Source organism: Patescibacteria group bacterium (assembly GCA_018896645.1).
Lineage (GTDB): Bacteria > Patescibacteriota > Patescibacteriia > UBA2591 > JABMQE01 > JAHIMF01.
On record JAHIMF010000021.1, the window covers coordinates 1 to 17,489 of the forward strand.

Consider the following 17,489-nt stretch of genomic DNA (forward strand, 5'->3'; position numbering starts at 1 on the left):
CTCAAGTTAAAGAATTTCAAGAACTCCCAATTTACCCTTCTGTCACCCGCGACTTAGCAATCATCACAAGCCAGGGCATAATGTATTCTGATATTGCCGAAGTTATAAATACCATTAGTCCACTCATTATTCAAGTTGACCTTTTTGATGTGTATACTGGCAAAAATATTGGTGAGAATAAACGATCTCTTGCTTTTCATATCATCTTCCGCGCTCCAGACAGAACACTAGAATCCAAAGAAGTGGATAAGATTTTTGAGCAGGTCGTGAAGAGGTTGGAGCAGAAATTTGGGGCGAAAATAAGAGATTAGTCATTAGGGATGAGTCATGAGTCATTAGGGTTTTTCCAAAAAGAAAAAAGCAGGTGCTTGTTTAAATTCAAGCCCTGCTTTAAAGTTAGACGACATATTATATACTGCGATTCAAGAACTCTCCAAACTTTTTGGCTTCAGATTTCAAACCCTCTATTAGGCCGTCTGCCAGTCCGATATGATAAGCCCTATTCATTTCTCGTTGGAACATTTTCTCCCAACTTGTTATAACATCAGGTATCTCAACTTCTACTTCTTTCTTGCAATCTCCATCGCCAAGAGTGACTGTGAATTTCATGATTTTTCCCTCCTTTTTTGAGTTGTTTATGAAGGACAGTTACTCCTCCAGAATCACGATTTTTTTCACCTTATCACACCCCTTTTCCCTTGTCAACCATTAAAATTTTTGCTAAAATATAGATAGGTCAAAAGCCCATCTTTTTTAGTTAATAAATTAATAAACGCAATAAATTAATAAATTGTTAAGATGACAGATGTTAAATGATAAATGGATAAATTTTAAGCACACCTATGTCAAACAAAGCTAAAACGCCAGAATACTCCGCCAAACAAATCACCGTGCTTGAGGGTCTAGAGCCGGTTCGCAAGCGTCCAGCCATGTATATTGGCAACACCGCCAAAGAAGGCCTTCATCACCTTGTTTGGGAGGTTGTTGATAATGGCATTGATGAAGCCATGGCTGGTTTTTGTACTGAAATCGTGGTTACTCTATTGCCAGATTCCACGGTGCAGGTAACAGACAATGGTCGCGGTATTCCCGTTGATATTCATAAACAAACCAAAGTTTCGGCCCTGGAAGTTGTCATGACAAAACTTCATGCGGGTGGTAAATTTGGCCAGGGCGGTTATAAAGTTTCCGGTGGTTTACATGGCGTAGGCGTGAGCGTGGTTAATGCTTTAAGCGAATATATGCGGGCCGAGGTGAGGCGGGACGGCAAACTATACGCGCAAGAATACAGATACGGCAAACCACTAAAAAAAGTTAAAGCTGTTGGCAAAGCCAGGGGCACCGGCACAACTATTATTTTTAAACCTGATTCAAAGACTTTTTCGGTTTTAGAATTTGATTTTAGTTGTATTCTAGACCATCTTCGCCAGCAGGCATATCTTACCAAGGGCGTAAAAATCATCATTAATGATGAGCGCAGTGATGATGAGAAATCTTATACTTTTTATTTTGAGGGCGGCATTGCTTCTTATGCCCGCCATATTAACCGCAACAACGAACCAAAACATGATAATATTTTTTACATTGACAAAGAGCAGGATGATGTTCGGGTGGAAATCGCCCTTCAGTACGTCAATGAATATAAAGAATCTACTTTTTCATTTGCTAATAATATTTTTACCACTGAAGGCGGCATGCACTTAATTGGTTTTCGCACCGCTTTAACCCGGGTTTTGAATGCTTATGCCCGGCGGCAGGGGATTTTGAAAGAGAAAGATGAGAATTTGAGCGGTGATGATGTCCGCGAGGGATTGACCGCGGTGATTAGCGTTAAAGTTAAAGAGCCGCAGTTTGAAGGCCAGACCAAAGCTAAGCTAGGCAATGCCGAGGTTAAGCCGATTGTGGAAAATATTTTTGCTGACAGTTTTAATTTCTTTTTAGAAGAGCATCCCCGGGATGCCGAAGCAATTATTGGTAAAGCTCTGCTGGCGGCTCAAGCGCGCCGGGCCGCTCGTGCCGCTCGGGATTCGGTTTTACGCAAGGGCGCCCTGGAGGGATTTGCCCTGCCTGGCAAATTAGCAGATTGTTCCAGTAAAGATGCTGCTAAATCAGAGTTGTATATTGTTGAGGGTGATTCGGCTGGAGGGTGTTTCGACGGTGATATAAGGGTTGCTTTAATGGATGGTAGGATACTTAGCTTCAAGGAGCTTGTAGCCGAAAATAAAAAAGGCAAGAGGAATTATTGCTACACAATTAATAATAGTGGGACGATTGGAGTTGGCCTAATCAAAAACCCCAGAAGAACTAAGAAAAATGTTAAAGTCATCAAAGTGATTCTCGACAATGATGAAGAGGTTGTTTGTACTCCATATCATAAGTTCATGTTAAGAGACGGTAGTTATATCGAAGCCCAAAACTTGAGAACTGATATGAGTTTGATGCCTTTGCGAAGGAAGTTGTCTAAAATAGAGCACCGGATAACTATTGAGGGTTATGAAATGATTTATGAACCCAAAAGACATCAATGGGTGTTTACTCATGTGCTTTCAGATAGGTATAATTTAGAAAATAAAAAATACAGTGAATCCTTAGGCGATTGTAAGCATCATCTTAATTTTAATAAATTAAATAACAATCCAGAAAATATCATCAGGATGACCAAGAAAGAACACATGGATTTGCATGCTAAAATGGTTGAGAAAACTATCCTTCGTGAAGACATCAAAGAAAAGTGCCGAAAAATTCATCAAACTGCAGAGTACCAAGCCAAGATAAGCAAAATAATGTCCACTCCAGAAATGCGGGAAATGTTATCCAAAAGAGCCAAAAAACAATGGGAGAATGAAGATTACAAAAGATATATGATTCAAAAGTTTCTTGAATTTTACAACAGCAATCAAGAATACCGAGAAAAATCACAAGCCATACTAAACCAAGCTCAAAAAGAACATTGGTCAAGACCAGAAAATAGAAAAATACAGGCCCGAAGAGTAGAAAAATATTTTAATGAGCACCCAGAAGTTAAAGAGAAATTTAGCGCAATAGCGAAAAAACAATGGGATAACCCCAACTTGAGAAAGTGGAGAAGCGGGAAAACTAAAGAACAATGGACCTCAGATTTTAGGGCGAGAAGAAAAAAAGCGTATAATAAAATATATTTTGAGCACTCTATAGCTTTTATGAAAGGAGTTTTAGAAAGTCGGGGGGGCTTAGAGAAATATGATCAGGAAAGAACTAAAAAAGGGGACACTAACTTGCTTAAAAAGGAAACTTTCATGGAAAGATTTTTTGATGGCGATGAAAATACAATGCTTGAGGCAGTTGAAAATTATAACCACAAAATAAAAAGGATTGTTCGACTCAAGAAAAAAATAGATGTTTATGATTTAGAAGTAGAAGGTACTCATAATTTTGCGCTATCTTCAGGAGTGTTTGTTCATAATTCGGCCAAGCAAGCCCGTAATCGGAATTTCCAAGCCATCCTGCCTTTGCGGGGAAAAATTCTTAATGTAGAGCGGGCTCGGCTGGATAAGATGTTAGCCAATAATGAGATTAAATCTCTTATCATTGCCATGGGCACTAATATTGGCGAGCAGTTTGATATTTCTAAACTACGTTATGAAAAAGTTATTATTATGACTGATGCGGACGTTGATGGCTCGCACATCAGCACTTTGCTTTTGACCTTTTTCTATCGCTATTTCCCGGAAATCATTACCAAAGGCCACTTGTATCTGGCTCAACCCCCGTTGTACCGGGCGCAGGTTGGTAGAGATGTTCGCTGGGTGTATAGTGATGCGGAGCTAGAAAAGGTACAGAAGGAAATGTTGGCTGGACGCACAAAATCAAGAAATCCTTCGGCACGGCTCAGGACAGGTCAAAAAATCAACCCTTCGGCGACTCGACTTGAGCTCGCCGACAAGTCAAGCTCAGGGCAGGGAAAATCAAGCGGTGAAGAAGTAACTCAAGGCGAATATACGACTTCTGTTTCTATTCAACGTTACAAAGGCCTTGGTGAAATGAATCCCTCTCAACTTTGGGATACAACAATGGATCCGGAATTTCGGGCGATGAAGCAGGTGACAGTTGAGGACGTGGAAAAAGCTGATGAAGTTTTTGAGACCTTAATGGGCTCCGAAGTCGGCCCGCGCAAGCGGTTTATCCAAACGCACGCTAAAAGTGTGAGGAATTTGGATATTTGACTTATCCACACCACACTTGACAAGTTTCAGATATCTGCTATTATGTAGATAAGAGCCCGGGGAAGGGGCTTTTTAAAATCGGGGCGTAATCCTAATCTACGAATGCTACAAATAAATTCGTAGCATTTGTAGAATTCGTAGATTTGGATATCATTCGTAGATTTGGATTATGTTTTTAATACTTTATAAAATATGAAAGGCATCTCATCCCTAATAGAGTATATTAAAGATTCCAAGACAGAATTAAAAAAAGTCACTTGGCCAACCAGACAAGAGACCATCAAGCACACCCTAATGGTCATTGGCGTCAGTCTGGGCGTGGCCGCGTTTTTGGGAATTGTAGATTACATTCTCTCTACTATTTTTGAAAGTTTTGTATTGAAATAAAAATAATAAATCAATAAATTAATAAAAAAGACGACAGATGAAAATATGGATATATGAATATATAATAAATTATGCCTAAACAAGTTTTACAAGAAGGCCGTCGCTGGTACATTCTCCATACTTATTCTGGCTATGAAGAGAATGTTTCTTATAATCTCCACCAGAGAATCGAGTCAATGGACATGGAGGATAAAATTTTTGATATTTTAGTACCAACTGAAAGACGAATAAAAATTAAAAACGGGAAAAGGCGAGTGGTTGAAGAAAAGATTTTCCCAGGTTATGTATTGGTAGAAATGATAGTTACTGATGACTCTTGGTATGTGGTGCGCAATACTCCTAATGTTACGGGTTTTGTTGGTTCTGGCACTACGCCGACTCCTGTTTCGGAAGTTGAAATCAAAGCTATTCAGAAACGAATGGGTGTTGAAGAGCCAAAATATAAGATTGATGTTTCCCCTGGCTCGCCAGTGAAAATTATAGACGGACCGTTTAAAACTTTTGAAGGCAAGGTTTCCAATATTGATGAAGCTCGCGGCAAGGTGAAAGTGCTGGTTTCTATGTTTGGACGCGAGACGCCAGTAGAACTGGATTTTTTACAGGTTAAGAAGATGTAGCTATTCGCAAATGATTCGCTAATCGGGATTCGCTAATCATTCGCCAATATTTTTTTTATATGTCGCTAATGTCGTCGCTAATAAAGAATATACTCGCGAATAATTTCGCGAATAAAAAAATAATAAAAAATAAAAACCATGAGCGAAATAATTTTACCCAAAGAAAGCTATGAGTTGATGAGTGTTTTGTTCGAGGTTCATAACGAATTAGGTCCGATTTACAAAGAGAAAGATTATGCTGATACAGTTGAAAGGAAATTAATTTTAAAAAGCATTCCATATTTCAGAGAACGAAAGTTGAGTGAATTTTTTCCAAATGTTAATATTAAAGCATTGGTCCCTGATTTCGTGATAAGGATGTGTATCATATTTGATGCCAAAGCCTGGCGGAGAATAAAAGATGAGGATGTCAGGCAAATGTGTCGTTATCTAGACCAGTCAGGTTTACCTTTAGGCATCGTTGCCAATTTTAGAAGACAGAAATTAGAGTATAAAAGAATAATTAATCCTAAAAGAGATAAGGTCAGATGGCCTTAATTAGTCTTACCGATTCATTAGTGATAAGTTATCCGCATTTAAATTAGCGACATAAATAAGTACATTCGCGATTTATTCGCGAAATCGTATTAGCTAATAATTCGCGAAAAGTCTATGAGCAAACCAATCAAAACAATTATAAAACTCCAAATACCCGCAGGCAAAGCAAATCCCGCGCCGCCTGTTGGCCCGGCTTTGGGCCAGCACGGCCTTAATATTCAAGAGTTTTGCGTTAAATTCAATGATGCGACTAAAGATAAGGGCGGCGATGTTATCCCGGTGGAGATCACGGTCTATGGGGACCGAACTTATGATTTTAAATTAAAAACTTCACCAGCGGCCGAGCTAATCAAGAAAGCCGCTGGCATAAAAAAGGGTTCTGGCAAGGCGTTGACCGATAAGGTCGGTAAAATTACCCGCGCTCAACTTAAAGAAATTGCGGAAATAAAGATGCCGGATTTGAATGCTAATGATATTGATGCCGCCATGCGTATTGTTGAAGGTACGGCCAGACAAATGGGCGTGGAGATTAAGAGTTAATTTCTAATTTTCAATTTCTAATTTTCAATCAATTTTCAATTAATCAATTTTCAATTTTTTGAATAATAAATAAAGAATAATATCAGCCAAAGGCTGATGAGCCCCTGGCTCAAATAATAAATCGATGAAGAACCCCATCATCCGCACAATCTATCTCTATCTTTTCTCCCTAGTAGGTTTGGCTCTGCTGGCTATTGGCGCGTATCGTTTTGTTGATTTAGGCCTTAAAACTTGGATTTTTACTAAAGCTGACCAGGACGCGTCATCTTACATTGCTAGGCCAATTTCTCTTGGCTATGATCCTGAATTTGCCAGCATGCAGTCCATCAAAAACTGCGAAGAAAAATGTGAACTCAACGAGGTTCAAATCGCCGCGATTGATGAATGGATGCAAAATTATGAGGAGTGGAAAGAGAACGAGAAAGAGCAGGAAAAAATTGATTACACTACCCAACGCCGCCAGCGCACCGCTTCCAGTTCTTTAGCCCTGCTCATCGTCGGGCTACCCCTATATTTATATCACTGGGGGTTGATTAAGAGAGATGTGAAAAAAAGGAAAGAAGAGGAAGAGGAAGAAGAGGAAAGCTAATTTCAAAAAAAATAATCTAAAAAAGTCAGTCCTTTCTATGGGGTTGACTTTTTTATTTATTTGTGATACGATTGAATATCGTAATATTGATCTTTGAAAATTCATATTTTATACCAAGAAAGGAGGTGAACTCTCTAGTCAATCCGTCTAGTCATTCCTAAACCCCTCAAATCCAAAGAGGTAGGCCATGTATCAAGAACAGCTTGATCCGCGCCGTTTGTGCTGGAAAAAGCCGGTCTACCTTCTGGTGGTTCTGGCTTTTCTGTATTGCGTTCTTCCAATTCGGGATATCGCTTTTAGGATAGTTGATGATATTCGGAATTTTAGCGAAAACCGAATTGTGGAGGTGTTAAAGGCAGAAGCTGCTTGGCAGGTCCGAGAGAAAGTCTGCGAGAGGGCTCTGTTAAAAGGTAAAGATTATGGTCCTGAAGACTTCTTTAACGACAGGGCCGTATTGGTAACCGTCAGGAGCCAGATCAATGGCCGGATAACCGCAAGCAATATAAGCGGTCTTCCTGTTGACATTTCCAAAACCATTGACGAAACCTTGCGTGGACTTTATGAAATGGCCCATCAGAATTTTTCTAGAATGGGAGACATGGGCAGTGAAAAACTAAGCCGCGAAGAACAGGCCAGAAATAGCTGGCGGTGGCATGAAGCAGAAATAAAAGCACCATTACCTGAAGGTTTTGAGCCGTTAGCATCTTCAATAAATTGGCTTGCTTTTGGGCGATGGTTGCTCATTACCTACGTATGCTTCTTGCCCTTTGCCTTTATTCTTATCCTGTTTCAGCTTTGGCTCAAGGGTAACTGGCAGGCCATGTGGCAGGAGCCATTCCTTCGGGCTAGGTATTTCTTTTTGGCAGTCTTAGCAGGCCCAATTGGCGTTGCCATTTATAGCGGGTTTGATCCAGCTCTAAAATGGCGTTTCACCAAACTGCGAGCTGATTATTGTCGACAAGCAGGAAACTGGCGCCTAAGCCCTGCTGAAGAAAATACTCTCTGGCTCCAGGCCGAACAGCCAATCTTGAATTTTCAAGAAGCCCTTTTAAGGGTCAAGGAAATGCCGGAGCTCGTTGCCCGGAAATCAAGATTGGCAATGGCTGTTAGTTGTCTTTCAGTTGTGATCAGCTCTCCATTTCTGGCTTTTTCAACAAGCTTTGCGCTTGGCCAGAATGAGGAACGGGTCATGATTATAAAATTAGTCAACTTTAAAGAGGGAGAGGACTTAGAAAAGTTAGACTGTTTGACAGTATGGGTAGCAACAGTCATTGATTATGTGCTGCCCGCAAGACCGCAAACCACAGCGGCGAAGGTTGAGCAGACCGAGGCCCCGGCAAATCGCTGGGCGAACCGTGCATGGTTCTTGCCTCCAAGCTTAGCCCCGCCCGCTAAGCTAAAGGAGGTAGTACCATGAAACACCTATTGTTGGTAGTTGTTTTCGTCGCTTTCGTCGTCGTTGTGATCCCCATCAATGCTTATGCCCTCGTTAATATTGAGGGTGTTGGCATTCTTTCGTGGGAATCCTCCAACCCGAGCAGTTTGTCTCCTTATTTTATCAGGTTGGCATTCAAGAACCCCGAAATTGGAAAGATTGCTGGCCGAACCGTCAAATGCAAAGTAACAATGGACGGTAAGGACAGTAAGGGCATGGATTGTGCCTTGAGCCAATTTCAGATGTCATGGGAGGTCGGGAGCGACAGCAATTTTGTGGAAGAAATTTCCATTGGCCAGTTTCATTTTGGCCGCGAGCTGGAACGGTTCTTTTTAGATCAGGATCGTCCAGTCAATGTAGGCATGAAGTCCCCGTTTACGCATCGGGGAATTATGGCTACTGGAAATCTTTGGCAGTTTGGATGGGATGTCGGCGCCTGCGGCGGGAATAGCTGCCAGGCGGATAACAATAAAAATTTTGATTGGTTTGGGCGTATTAAGTATGAACCAATCAAAACGCTTGTTTTTTCCGCTTCTGCCTGGGGCGGACCACAGCCAAACAGTCATCGTCGGGCCGGAATCTTCGGCTTTGAATACGATGGCCGGCTGTTTCGGTTGCGTTCCGAGACCTCATGGTTCAGGGAAGGCAAGGAGGATTGGACTGGTGATAACTATGCCTTGGCATTATATAAAGGCTTTGGTTGGTTGGAGCCAGTCGTTTGCTGGGAGGATGATGTCGTCGGCGCTGAACACGCAAGATCGTTTAGCGCGGGCATCAATTTCCTCGGAGAGAGTATGAAGTTGCAAATTGATTGTTTATTCGGCAAAGGATTTAGTCCTTTATTTCGAACAGCAGTTGTTTGCAGCTTCTAGTTTTATAGCGCGCAGTGTGAGTAATCCTTCGGGATTCCATTGCGCGTTTTTTTATTTGACAATATTCTTAAATTTAGTATAATAAACCAATAAACGCAATAAATTAATAAATAAAACTCGTGGGAGCGCTGATTAGTCATCAGTGCGTTATTGACCCTTCGACAAGTTCGGGGTCTTCGACCACCAGGAGAAATCATTATGCGTTCAAAACACTATAAAGAACTAAAAAAACAAATTGACAAAACTAAAGTTTATCCAATTGTAGAAGCAGTGGATATTTTGAAAAAGATGGCTCGGAAAAATTTTGATGAATCAGTGGAAGTTCACATCAGGTTAGGCATTGATCCTAAAAAAGGCGAACAACAGGTTCGTGGTGCTGTTAGTTTGCCGCATAGCACCGGCAAGACCCGTCGGATTGCGGCTTTTACCAATAGTCCGGAAAAAGCTAAGCAAGCGGGTGCTACCTTGGCTGGCGGCCAAGATTTAATTGATGAGATAAAAAAGACCGAAAAGACCGATTTTGATGTGGCAGTAGCTGAACCCGCAATGATGAAGTCCATTGCCCCAATTGCCCGTATACTTGGCACTCGTGGTTTAATGCCCTCGCCAAAAACCGGCACTGTTAATCCAGACATAGAAGCAGCCGTCAAAGAATTGACCGGCGGCAAAGTTAATTTTAAAAACGATGACAGCGGCAATGTCCATCAATTGGTTGGCAAAGTTTCATTGGATAAAGGAAAATTATTTGACAATGTTAAAGCGTTTGTTGAGGCGATTAAGAAAATTAAACCAGCTGGCGTGAAAGGCGAATATATTAAAGGCATAACTTTGTGTACGACCATGGGTCCTGGAATAAAGATAACTGCATAAAGAATTTAAAAAAACAAGCCTGTGGATTTCCGGGCTATCTTATTTTGACAAGGAACATTTTCTGTGACATATTTTATTTATGAGAAACTTTTTGAATAAAATTGAAGTTAATCCTAAAATTTTAGGTAATAAGCCAATAATTCGCGGAACCAGGATTTCTGTCGAATTTATTTTAGAATTGCTTGATTCTAAAATGACTCCACAGGAAATAGCTCAAGAGTACCCACAGCTCACCTTAACTGATGTTTATGCGGCAATTTCCTACGCTACCGGGATAGTTAAGCAAGAGGAAATTTTGATTCCTAAATTTACTGACTAATGATGTTAAAATTTTTAGCTGATGAAAATATCGCTCCAAGAGTTATTGCCGAGCTGATTGGTTATGGTTATGAGACCCGGTCGATTATTGATATAAAACCGGGATTATCTGATGATGAAATTATTAAATTGGCTGGAAGAGAGAATCGAATCATCCTAACTCACGATAAAGACTTTGGAAATATTTTAAAATACCCCCTCAAAAAGCATAAGGGGGTTATTTTAATTCGTTTGAAGAATCAATCACCTCAAAATGTGATAAAATATCTTGTTCCACTTATCAAAAGTCAGAAAGAAAAATTAAAAGATTCTTTGGTTATATTAAGCGAACAGGGCATAAGATTTTATAAAAGTTTTAGTGGATAACTTAGGCTTGTTTTGTTTTTAGGGTTTGGTATAATTAAGAAACGAAAATACCAGGAAACAAAAAACAAAAATTGGAGAAAGAATATCTGTTCTCTAATTTTTTATACTGTAAATTATGTTAGAAGAAAAATTCGCGCGCCCGAGCTGGGACGAGTACTTTATGGGCATTACAAAAGCCGTTGCTGTCCGGGCCACCTGCGATCGCGGACGTTCTGGTTGTTGCATAGTCCGCGATAAAAGAATTTTAGTAACTGGCTATGTCGGTTCGCCCAGCGGTTGCGTTCATTGTGATGAAGTTGGTCACGAGATGCATACTGTTCGTCATTCTGATGGTCATGAAAGCCAGCATTGCATTCGCACTGCTCATGCAGAACAAAATGCTATTTGTGAGGCAGCGCTTTTAGGCGTTTCTTTGCAAGGGGCTACTCTTTATTGTCGGATGACTCCTTGCTATACCTGCGCTAAAATGATTATTAATTGCGGAATTAAGCGAGTAGTTTGTGAAAACGATTATCAGGCCGGAGAACGCAGTAAGGAGATTTTCATGGAAGCCGGCGTAGAATTGGATATTCTTAATCAAGAAATCGTTGAATACGATAACCAACCAGTGGTTGAGTCTTTAGACAAAATTGGAAGCAGGGACAAAAATAAAATCCTCGCTGTCGTTGGCATGCCCGGTTCTGGCAAAAGCGAAGTTACAAAATACATTGAATCCAAGGGTTATAAAAAAGTTTATTTTGGCCAAGTTACTTTTGATGAGCTTGGGAGACGGGGATTAGAAACCAATGAAACCAATGAAAAATTTGTTCGCGAGGACTTGCGAAAGCAATATGGCATGGCGGCTTTTGCGATTCTTAATATTCCAAAGATTAAAGTATATTATAGCGGTGGCAGCAATGTCGTCATTGAAAGCTTGTACTCTTGGCAGGAATATCTAAAAATCAAAGAAGAATTCGGCGATAGTTTTAAGGTGATTGCTGTCCAGGCTTCGCCCCAAATTCGATATGGGCGGGTTGCGGGTAGGGTAGAATATCAAAATAATGTGGAGCGCCTATTTACTCTTGATGAAGTCGCCTCCCGCGACAAAGCCCAGATTGAAAATTTGGCTACTGCCGGACCAATTGCTATGGCTGATTTTACTATTTTAAACAATGGAAGCAAGGAAGAGTTGCATGGAAAAGTTGACGAGGTGTTGGAAAAAATACAGCAGATTTAGCACCTGCTTCGCCGTCAAGGCGGGGATTATAACGGATTCCAAATCTGCTTTTAATCTGCTGTAATCTGCTGTATAATATATTTATGCAGATTAAAATTAAGAAATTAAAACCAGAAGCAGTCATTCCGTCTTATGTTCATCCCGGTGATGTTGGCCTTGATCTGCATTCGCTTGAAGATTACGAACTCCAGCCCGGCGAACGTCATATTTTTTATCTTGGTTTTATTTTAGAGTATCCAGAGGGTTATGCCGCAATTATTAAAGACAAAGGGAGTTTGCCTAAAAATGGTGGTGTTCACACAATGGGCGGCGTTTATGACGTTGGTTATCGCGGTGAATATAATGTCATACTCATTAATCTTTCTGATAAGCCTTACAAAATTTTAAAACACGATAAAATCGCCCAGCTTATAATTTTTCCCGTGGCCATTGCCGAGCTCCAAGAAGTCAGTGAACTTAGTAAAACCTCCCGCGGCATCGGCCGATTCGGTTCAACCGGAAGATGATATCCGTGATTAGCGGTTTCAAAAAATAATCCTTTATAATCTGCTTAAATCTGCTGTATGCAACAATACCTCGACATCGTAAAAAATATTTTAGAACGCGGTGAAGAAAAACAAGACCGCACCGGCACCGGTACGATTTCTTTGGCGGGCGTTATGTTCAAACATGATATGTCTTGCGGCTTTCCCTTGCTCACCACAAAGAAAGTCGCTTATAAATGCGTCCGCACCGAGCTGGAATTTTTTATCAAAGGCATCACTGACAAAAAATGGCTTCAAGATCGAGGCAATCATATTTGGGATGAATGGTGCACTCCCTTAAAAGTGCCTTACGCTCATGACGAAGAAACTAAAAAAAGAATGCTCGAGGAACGCGATTTAGGCGCAAGCTATGGTTGGGAGTGGCGGCATTTTGGAGCTGAATATAAAGATTATAATACCGACTACACTGGCCAGGGCGTTGACCAGCTCAAGAAATTAGTAGAGGAAATAAAAACCAAGCCCTGGAGCCGTCAGATGTTAGTTATTGCCTGGAATCCATTAGACATAGATAAAGCCGTTCCGCCATATTGTCATTACGCTTTTCAGGTTACCGTTGTCAACAATAAACTTAATTTGTTCTGGAACCAGCGGTCAGTTGATACTGCTTTGGGCCTGCCTTTCAATATCGCCAGCTATGCCACGCTTTTACATTTATTGGCCTTGGAAACGGGCTACGGGGAAGGAACCTTAGTTGGTTTTTTGGGCGATACCCATATTTATCTAAATCATATTGACGGCCTTAAAGAACAAATCACTCGCGATCCAAATAAATATCCCTTGCCAACAATACAAACTGAAAATTTTACTTCCATATTTGATTGGCAATATAGTGATACTAAACTTATTAATTATCAAAGTTATCCAAAAATTTCTTTTGAGATAGCTGTATAAGTATTCGCCACCAGTCATTCGTCACTAGTCACTGGGGACGAGTTTAATCACGTTTTTTTATAGATTTAAGTTTAATTTGAAAAATATGGGTGTAAAGAATTTCTACGAACTGGACGCCTGGAAAAAGTCCAAGGGGTTAACAAAGGACATATATAAAGTGACTGAAAGTTTTCCAGCGGAAGAGAAGTACAATATAATCAGTCAGAAGAGAAGAGCGATTGTCTCTGTATGTACTAATATAGCCGAAGGGTTTGGAAGGTTTTTCTATAAGGATAAAAAGAGATTCTACTATCAAGCCCGGGGTTCGATCCAAGAAGTTCAGGCACTATTAATTTTATCGTATGAGTTAGAATATTTATCAAAGGGGACTTACATTGATTTGTTTCAAAAAAGCACAGACGTTTCAAAGTTGATGAATGGTTTAATAGCTTCAGTCGGTGGCAGCATAAACCCTAGTGACGAGTGACTATTTATGATAAACTAACTAAGCCACTAATTTTTACCATACAAACTTAACCCCACAAATATGAAACTTATATTGATGATGGCAATGACCTTAGACGGCATCATTGCCAAAGACAAAACTCAAAACGTGGATTGGACTTCCTTGGCTGACAAAAAAGCCTTTGTGGCAGAAACAAAAAAGCACAAAGCGATAATTTTTGGCGAAACCACTTTTTTTGTTATGGGCGGAAAACCCTTGCCTGAGCGTTTTAATTTGGTTCTTTCTCTAACTCCGGAAAAATTTAAAGACCAAGAAGTTCCCGGCACTTTAGAATATTTCAAGGGACCGCCAGCCGATGTGCTTAAACATTTAGAAAACAAGGGTTACGAGACCGCTATCCTTGGCGGTGGCGCTGGCACCAATGCCGCTTTTCTTAAAGCTAATTTAGTTGACGAAATTTTAATCACAATAGAGCCAAAAGTTTTTGGCAGAGGATTAAATTTTACCGAAGGCGAAGACTTGGACCTGGAATTAGAGTTGCTTGAGTCCAAAGAAATAGGGGATAATGCGGTGCAGTTGAGGTATAGAGTCAAGTCTAAAGTCTAAAGTCAAAAGTCTAAAATAGAGTTAAAGGTCTAAAAGTGTTTTCTAAGGTCAAATGTTAAACCTTTCCAAGAAGAAGTCCTGGCTTGGAACTACTTTTGACTTTTGACTTTAGATTTTAGATTTAATTTATGCCAAAAGGAAAATTTATAATTTTTGAAGGCCCTGATGGTTCGGGTCAAACAACTCAAGCCTCATTGCTGGCTGACAGCTTAACTAAAGCTGGCAAAAATATTTTTTTAACCAAAGAGCCGGCCGATGAACTAGACAAAGGAATAATTCGGAGTATTTTGAGGAGCAAAAATAAAGTTTCCCTAGAAACACTTGAGCTTTATTTTACTGCCAATCGGGGCCATCATCTTGATGCCCAGATTAAACCAGCTTTAGACCGGGGCAAGTGGGTAGTCTGTGATAGATACTTTTTCTCAACTTTAGCTTTTGGTATGCTGGAGATTGATTATCGCTGGTTATGGGAAATTAATAGCAAATTTGTTGTGCCTGATTTAACTTTCTTTTTGGATGTGCCAGCCGATGTGTGCATGGATAGATTACAACGTCGCGGCGGGGAGCGCGAACTTTTTGAACAAGAACAAAAGCTCGACCAAGTTATTAAAAATTATAAGGAAGTTTTTGGCAAAAATCAATTTCCTAATGTGTTTATCATTGATGGTGACCGGGATATAGGTATTATTGCCAAAGAAATCTGGGGCATTGTTAGCGCGCGATTAAAATAAAACGCAGATTATTAAACGCAGAAAGGAGGGCGTTATGTCTGTAATCAGCAAGGATTATGGTTTTCTGGTTGTGAATTTTTCACCGTTCTTTAAAGTCACTTTCCGAACCAGCTCATTAAAAGACTTCTTCATGAATTGGGATGTTGATTTATGGAGGACTGGCGAGGTTTGGAGAGTCAGTTGTTCTTTCTGTATTTATCGGTCTCATAGACTTTATTTCGAAGTGGCTTTTCCGGACGTTTTGATGCCTGGTGGCTATCCTAAAAGAGTTTGGTCCTTTTGGGTTAGACAACCACAATATTGGGGTAGTTGGATTTTTCAGCCAATCTGGAGCTAAGTCTCTTGTCTCATATTTACGCAGGTCTGTCGGATTTTTCCGTCAGACCTTTTTTTATTTTCCTAATTATGCTAAGCTAAAATCAGTTAATACCACACTTTCATTTGAGATATTTGAGAATATTCGAGATAATTAGAGGTAATATTTAACTTTAGAATTTATGCAAGAAAAATATATACCCATAATAGGTTTGGAGATTCATAGCGAGTTAAAAACCAAGTCCAAGATGTTTTGTAATTGCGATAATGATCCAGGCGGCAAGGCTCCAAATTCCGTTATTTGTCCGATTTGCACGGGTCAGCCAGGAACCTTGCCAGTGCCTAACAGGCAGGCGATAGAGTGGACCATTTTAACTGGGCTAGCCTTAAATTGTCAGATTGCCAAACAAACAAAATTTGACCGTAAAAATTATTTTTATCCAGACTTGCCAAAAGGCTACCAAATTTCTCAATATGATCAGCCAATTTGTTTTAAGGGGTATATAGAAATAAAATCAGACGATCCCGAGGCAATCCGTGATAAACGAGTGGATATAACCAGAATTCATTTAGAAGAAGACACTGGCAAGCTTGTTCACCCGCAAGGGTCAAAAAGCTCAAATGTTGATTTTAATCGCGCCGGCACTCCGCTTATGGAGCTTGTAACCGAGCCAGATATGCACACTGCCATGGAAGCTAAAAATCTTTGCCAAGAATTTCAAAAAATACTTCGTTACCTTGATGTTTCAAACGCTAATATGGAAAAAGGAGAGATGCGCTGCGAAGCAAATATCAGCGTCCAGCAAACCGGCAAATGGCGAAAAAAGGGAAGCGAGGTTATCCCTGTCGGCAAGTATAAATTAAATCCAAAAGTAGAAGTCAAAAATTTAAACTCTTTCAAAGCCGTAGAGCGCGCCATTGAATATGAAATCAATCGCCAGACCAAATTATTAAATCAAGGCAAGGCCGCTGAAATAGTCCAAGAAACTCGCGGCTGGGATGAAGCCAAGGGGGTCACTTTCAGCCAGCGCGAGAAAGAGTCAGCCCACGATTACCGCTATTTTCCGGAGCCGGATATCCCGTCTTTAGAAATTAATCAAACTTGGATTAAACAAATAAAAAAGAAATTGCCGGAATTACCCCGAGCTAAAAAAAATCGTTTTATGGGACAATATGATTTCGCGTCAGCTGATGCCCAGATTTTGGTTAGTAATCCAGAGTTAGCAGATTATACAGAGCAGGTGTTATCTGAACTTCACAGCTGGCTTATTTCAACTCAAGGCATTGAAGAAAGTGAAGACGAAATTTGGGGGGTGAACAAGAAAAAAATGGCTAAGTTGGTTGCTGGTTGGTTGATTAATAAACTGGGAGCCTTGATGATTCAAGAAGGTGCAACAATTGATAAACTTAAAATCACCCCGGAAAATTTTGCCGAGTTTATTACTTTAGTTTATGAATCAAAAATTAATTCTGCTGCTGCTCAAAAGATATTAGCCGAGATGTATAAAACTGGAGCTGACCCGAGTCATATTCTACAAGAAAAAGATTTGAGTCAAACTAGCGATAAGATCGAATTAAGTTCAATTATTGCTCAAGTTATCAAAAATAATCCTAACCCTGTGGCGCAATACAAAAAAGGCAAGGAAGGCGCGATTATGTTTTTAGTAGGTCGGGTGATGAAACAAACTAAAGGTAGGGCTAATCCTACGGTGGTTCAGAAAATATTGAGAGAGAAGTTGGTGTAATTCGACTCTGACTTGGACATTCGGCTGAGCTCAGTCGAAGCCTCAGCGGTATCGGCAGTCTGCGACTGCCATGTTCTTTATCCAAAGGCTAAAAGTTATCCACATTTTTCCATTGACCTAACATTTTTAAGGGGGTATAGTAAAGGATAAGAGTTATGTGCTAACTTTGGTATAAAACTTACCACCCTAAATATTCAGCCTAAATTTAATTTGACGAATTAAAGTAATTTCTCTTTTGTATTCTGAATAGATTAGCAATTGC

20 protein-coding genes are annotated in these 17,489 nt (G+C 40.2%); 19 read left to right on the plus strand and 1 reads right to left on the minus strand.

Annotated elements, in window-relative coordinates; all coding sequences use genetic code 11:
* Positions 1-311 (plus strand): phenylalanine--tRNA ligase subunit beta (locus tag KKD20_01415; GenBank protein ID MBU4331765.1); only part of this gene is annotated, 311 nt, incomplete at its 5' end.
* 97 nt (positions 312-408) lie between these two features.
* On the opposite strand, the gene KKD20_01420 is transcribed toward KKD20_01415, so the two are convergent.
* Positions 409-609 (minus strand): hypothetical protein, encoded by a 201-nt coding sequence (locus tag KKD20_01420; GenBank protein ID MBU4331766.1) that lies wholly within the window; start codon positions 607-609, stop codon positions 409-411.
* A gap of 233 nt (positions 610-842) precedes the next feature.
* Here KKD20_01420 and gyrB point away from each other — a divergent pair, with 233 nt between their 5' ends.
* From gyrB to gatB, 18 genes are all read left to right on the plus strand, one after another.
* Positions 843-4,202 (plus strand): DNA topoisomerase (ATP-hydrolyzing) subunit B, encoded by a 3,360-nt coding sequence (gene gyrB / locus KKD20_01425; protein ID MBU4331767.1) that lies wholly within the window; start codon positions 843-845, stop codon positions 4,200-4,202.
* A 192-nt stretch (positions 4,203-4,394) separates the two neighbouring features.
* Positions 4,395-4,589, plus strand: coding sequence for a preprotein translocase subunit SecE (secE, locus tag KKD20_01430; GenBank protein MBU4331768.1), 195 nt, complete (start codon positions 4,395-4,397; stop codon positions 4,587-4,589).
* Positions 4,590-4,660: 71 nt separating this feature from the next.
* Complete coding sequence (gene nusG / locus KKD20_01435) at positions 4,661-5,206, plus strand: transcription termination/antitermination protein NusG (protein MBU4331769.1); 546 nt, start codon at positions 4,661-4,663, stop codon at positions 5,204-5,206.
* A 138-nt stretch (positions 5,207-5,344) separates the two neighbouring features.
* The gene (locus tag KKD20_01440) at positions 5,345-5,743 is read left to right on the plus strand and encodes a GxxExxY protein (GenBank protein ID MBU4331770.1); all 399 of its coding nucleotides are present in this window, start codon (positions 5,345-5,347) and stop codon (positions 5,741-5,743) included.
* Between the two features lie 114 nt (positions 5,744-5,857).
* Positions 5,858-6,283 carry a 50S ribosomal protein L11 gene (gene rplK / locus KKD20_01445; GenBank protein MBU4331771.1) on the plus strand — a complete coding sequence of 142 codons (426 nt, stop codon included), beginning with the start codon at positions 5,858-5,860 and terminating at the stop codon, positions 6,281-6,283.
* Between the two features lie 124 nt (positions 6,284-6,407).
* Positions 6,408-6,872 carry a hypothetical protein gene (locus KKD20_01450; protein MBU4331772.1) on the plus strand — a complete coding sequence of 155 codons (465 nt, stop codon included), beginning with the start codon at positions 6,408-6,410 and terminating at the stop codon, positions 6,870-6,872.
* 187 nt (positions 6,873-7,059) lie between these two features.
* Positions 7,060-8,289 carry a hypothetical protein gene (locus KKD20_01455; protein MBU4331773.1) on the plus strand — a complete coding sequence of 410 codons (1,230 nt, stop codon included), beginning with the start codon at positions 7,060-7,062 and terminating at the stop codon, positions 8,287-8,289.
* The gene (locus KKD20_01460) at positions 8,286-9,179 is read left to right on the plus strand and encodes a hypothetical protein (protein ID MBU4331774.1); all 894 of its coding nucleotides are present in this window, start codon (positions 8,286-8,288) and stop codon (positions 9,177-9,179) included. Before KKD20_01455 ends, KKD20_01460 begins: the two co-directional genes overlap by 4 nt.
* Before the next feature lie 192 nt (positions 9,180-9,371).
* On the plus strand, positions 9,372-10,049 hold the full coding sequence (rplA, locus tag KKD20_01465) for a 50S ribosomal protein L1 (protein ID MBU4331775.1): 678 nt from the start codon (positions 9,372-9,374) through the stop codon (positions 10,047-10,049).
* A 79-nt stretch (positions 10,050-10,128) separates the two neighbouring features.
* Positions 10,129-10,368 carry a DUF433 domain-containing protein gene (locus KKD20_01470; protein MBU4331776.1) on the plus strand — a complete coding sequence of 80 codons (240 nt, stop codon included), beginning with the start codon at positions 10,129-10,131 and terminating at the stop codon, positions 10,366-10,368.
* Positions 10,368-10,733 carry a DUF5615 family PIN-like protein gene (locus KKD20_01475; protein MBU4331777.1) on the plus strand — a complete coding sequence of 122 codons (366 nt, stop codon included), beginning with the start codon at positions 10,368-10,370 and terminating at the stop codon, positions 10,731-10,733. The genes KKD20_01470 and KKD20_01475 overlap by 1 nt, the downstream gene beginning before the upstream one ends.
* Before the next feature lie 115 nt (positions 10,734-10,848).
* Positions 10,849-11,949 (plus strand): AAA family ATPase, encoded by a 1,101-nt coding sequence (locus KKD20_01480; GenBank protein MBU4331778.1) that lies wholly within the window; start codon positions 10,849-10,851, stop codon positions 11,947-11,949.
* A gap of 83 nt (positions 11,950-12,032) precedes the next feature.
* Positions 12,033-12,455: a dUTP diphosphatase gene (dut, locus tag KKD20_01485; protein MBU4331779.1), complete on the plus strand. Its 423-nt coding sequence runs from the start codon at positions 12,033-12,035 to the stop codon at positions 12,453-12,455.
* A gap of 57 nt (positions 12,456-12,512) precedes the next feature.
* Positions 12,513-13,385: a thymidylate synthase gene (thyA, locus tag KKD20_01490; GenBank protein ID MBU4331780.1), complete on the plus strand. Its 873-nt coding sequence runs from the start codon at positions 12,513-12,515 to the stop codon at positions 13,383-13,385.
* An 85-nt stretch (positions 13,386-13,470) separates the two neighbouring features.
* A complete protein-coding gene (locus KKD20_01495; protein ID MBU4331781.1) occupies positions 13,471-13,851 on the plus strand; it encodes a four helix bundle protein in 381 nt (126 codons plus the stop codon).
* Between the two features lie 60 nt (positions 13,852-13,911).
* Entirely contained in the window at positions 13,912-14,436 is a 525-nt protein-coding gene (locus tag KKD20_01500) for a dihydrofolate reductase family protein (GenBank protein ID MBU4331782.1), read from the plus strand.
* A gap of 128 nt (positions 14,437-14,564) precedes the next feature.
* A complete protein-coding gene (gene tmk / locus KKD20_01505) occupies positions 14,565-15,167 on the plus strand; it encodes a dTMP kinase (GenBank protein MBU4331783.1) in 603 nt (200 codons plus the stop codon).
* 497 nt (positions 15,168-15,664) lie between these two features.
* On the plus strand, positions 15,665-17,227 hold the full coding sequence (gene gatB / locus KKD20_01510) for an Asp-tRNA(Asn)/Glu-tRNA(Gln) amidotransferase subunit GatB (protein MBU4331784.1): 1,563 nt from the start codon (positions 15,665-15,667) through the stop codon (positions 17,225-17,227).
* Positions 17,228-17,489 lie beyond the last annotated feature (262 nt).

Bases quoted from the DNA above. Each gene is read 5' to 3' on its own strand.
- KKD20_01420 (MBU4331766.1), bottom strand. From the start codon at position 609: ATGAAATTCACAGTCACTCTTGGCGATGGAGATTGCAAGAAAGAAGTA.
- gyrB (MBU4331767.1), top strand. From the start codon at position 843: ATGTCAAACAAAGCTAAAACGCCAGAATACTCCGCCAAACAAATCACC.
- secE (MBU4331768.1), top strand. From the start codon at position 4,395: ATGAAAGGCATCTCATCCCTAATAGAGTATATTAAAGATTCCAAGACA.
- nusG (MBU4331769.1), top strand. From the start codon at position 4,661: ATGCCTAAACAAGTTTTACAAGAAGGCCGTCGCTGGTACATTCTCCAT.
- KKD20_01440 (MBU4331770.1), top strand. From the start codon at position 5,345: ATGAGCGAAATAATTTTACCCAAAGAAAGCTATGAGTTGATGAGTGTT.
- rplK (MBU4331771.1), top strand. From the start codon at position 5,858: ATGAGCAAACCAATCAAAACAATTATAAAACTCCAAATACCCGCAGGC.
- KKD20_01450 (MBU4331772.1), top strand. From the start codon at position 6,408: ATGAAGAACCCCATCATCCGCACAATCTATCTCTATCTTTTCTCCCTA.
- KKD20_01455 (MBU4331773.1), top strand. From the start codon at position 7,060: ATGTATCAAGAACAGCTTGATCCGCGCCGTTTGTGCTGGAAAAAGCCG.
- KKD20_01460 (MBU4331774.1), top strand. From the start codon at position 8,286: ATGAAACACCTATTGTTGGTAGTTGTTTTCGTCGCTTTCGTCGTCGTT.
- KKD20_01470 (MBU4331776.1), top strand. From the start codon at position 10,129: ATGAGAAACTTTTTGAATAAAATTGAAGTTAATCCTAAAATTTTAGGT.
- KKD20_01475 (MBU4331777.1), top strand. From the start codon at position 10,368: ATGATGTTAAAATTTTTAGCTGATGAAAATATCGCTCCAAGAGTTATT.
- KKD20_01480 (MBU4331778.1), top strand. From the start codon at position 10,849: ATGTTAGAAGAAAAATTCGCGCGCCCGAGCTGGGACGAGTACTTTATG.
- dut (MBU4331779.1), top strand. From the start codon at position 12,033: ATGCAGATTAAAATTAAGAAATTAAAACCAGAAGCAGTCATTCCGTCT.
- thyA (MBU4331780.1), top strand. From the start codon at position 12,513: ATGCAACAATACCTCGACATCGTAAAAAATATTTTAGAACGCGGTGAA.
- KKD20_01495 (MBU4331781.1), top strand. From the start codon at position 13,471: ATGGGTGTAAAGAATTTCTACGAACTGGACGCCTGGAAAAAGTCCAAG.
- KKD20_01500 (MBU4331782.1), top strand. From the start codon at position 13,912: ATGAAACTTATATTGATGATGGCAATGACCTTAGACGGCATCATTGCC.
- tmk (MBU4331783.1), top strand. From the start codon at position 14,565: ATGCCAAAAGGAAAATTTATAATTTTTGAAGGCCCTGATGGTTCGGGT.
- gatB (MBU4331784.1), top strand. From the start codon at position 15,665: ATGCAAGAAAAATATATACCCATAATAGGTTTGGAGATTCATAGCGAG.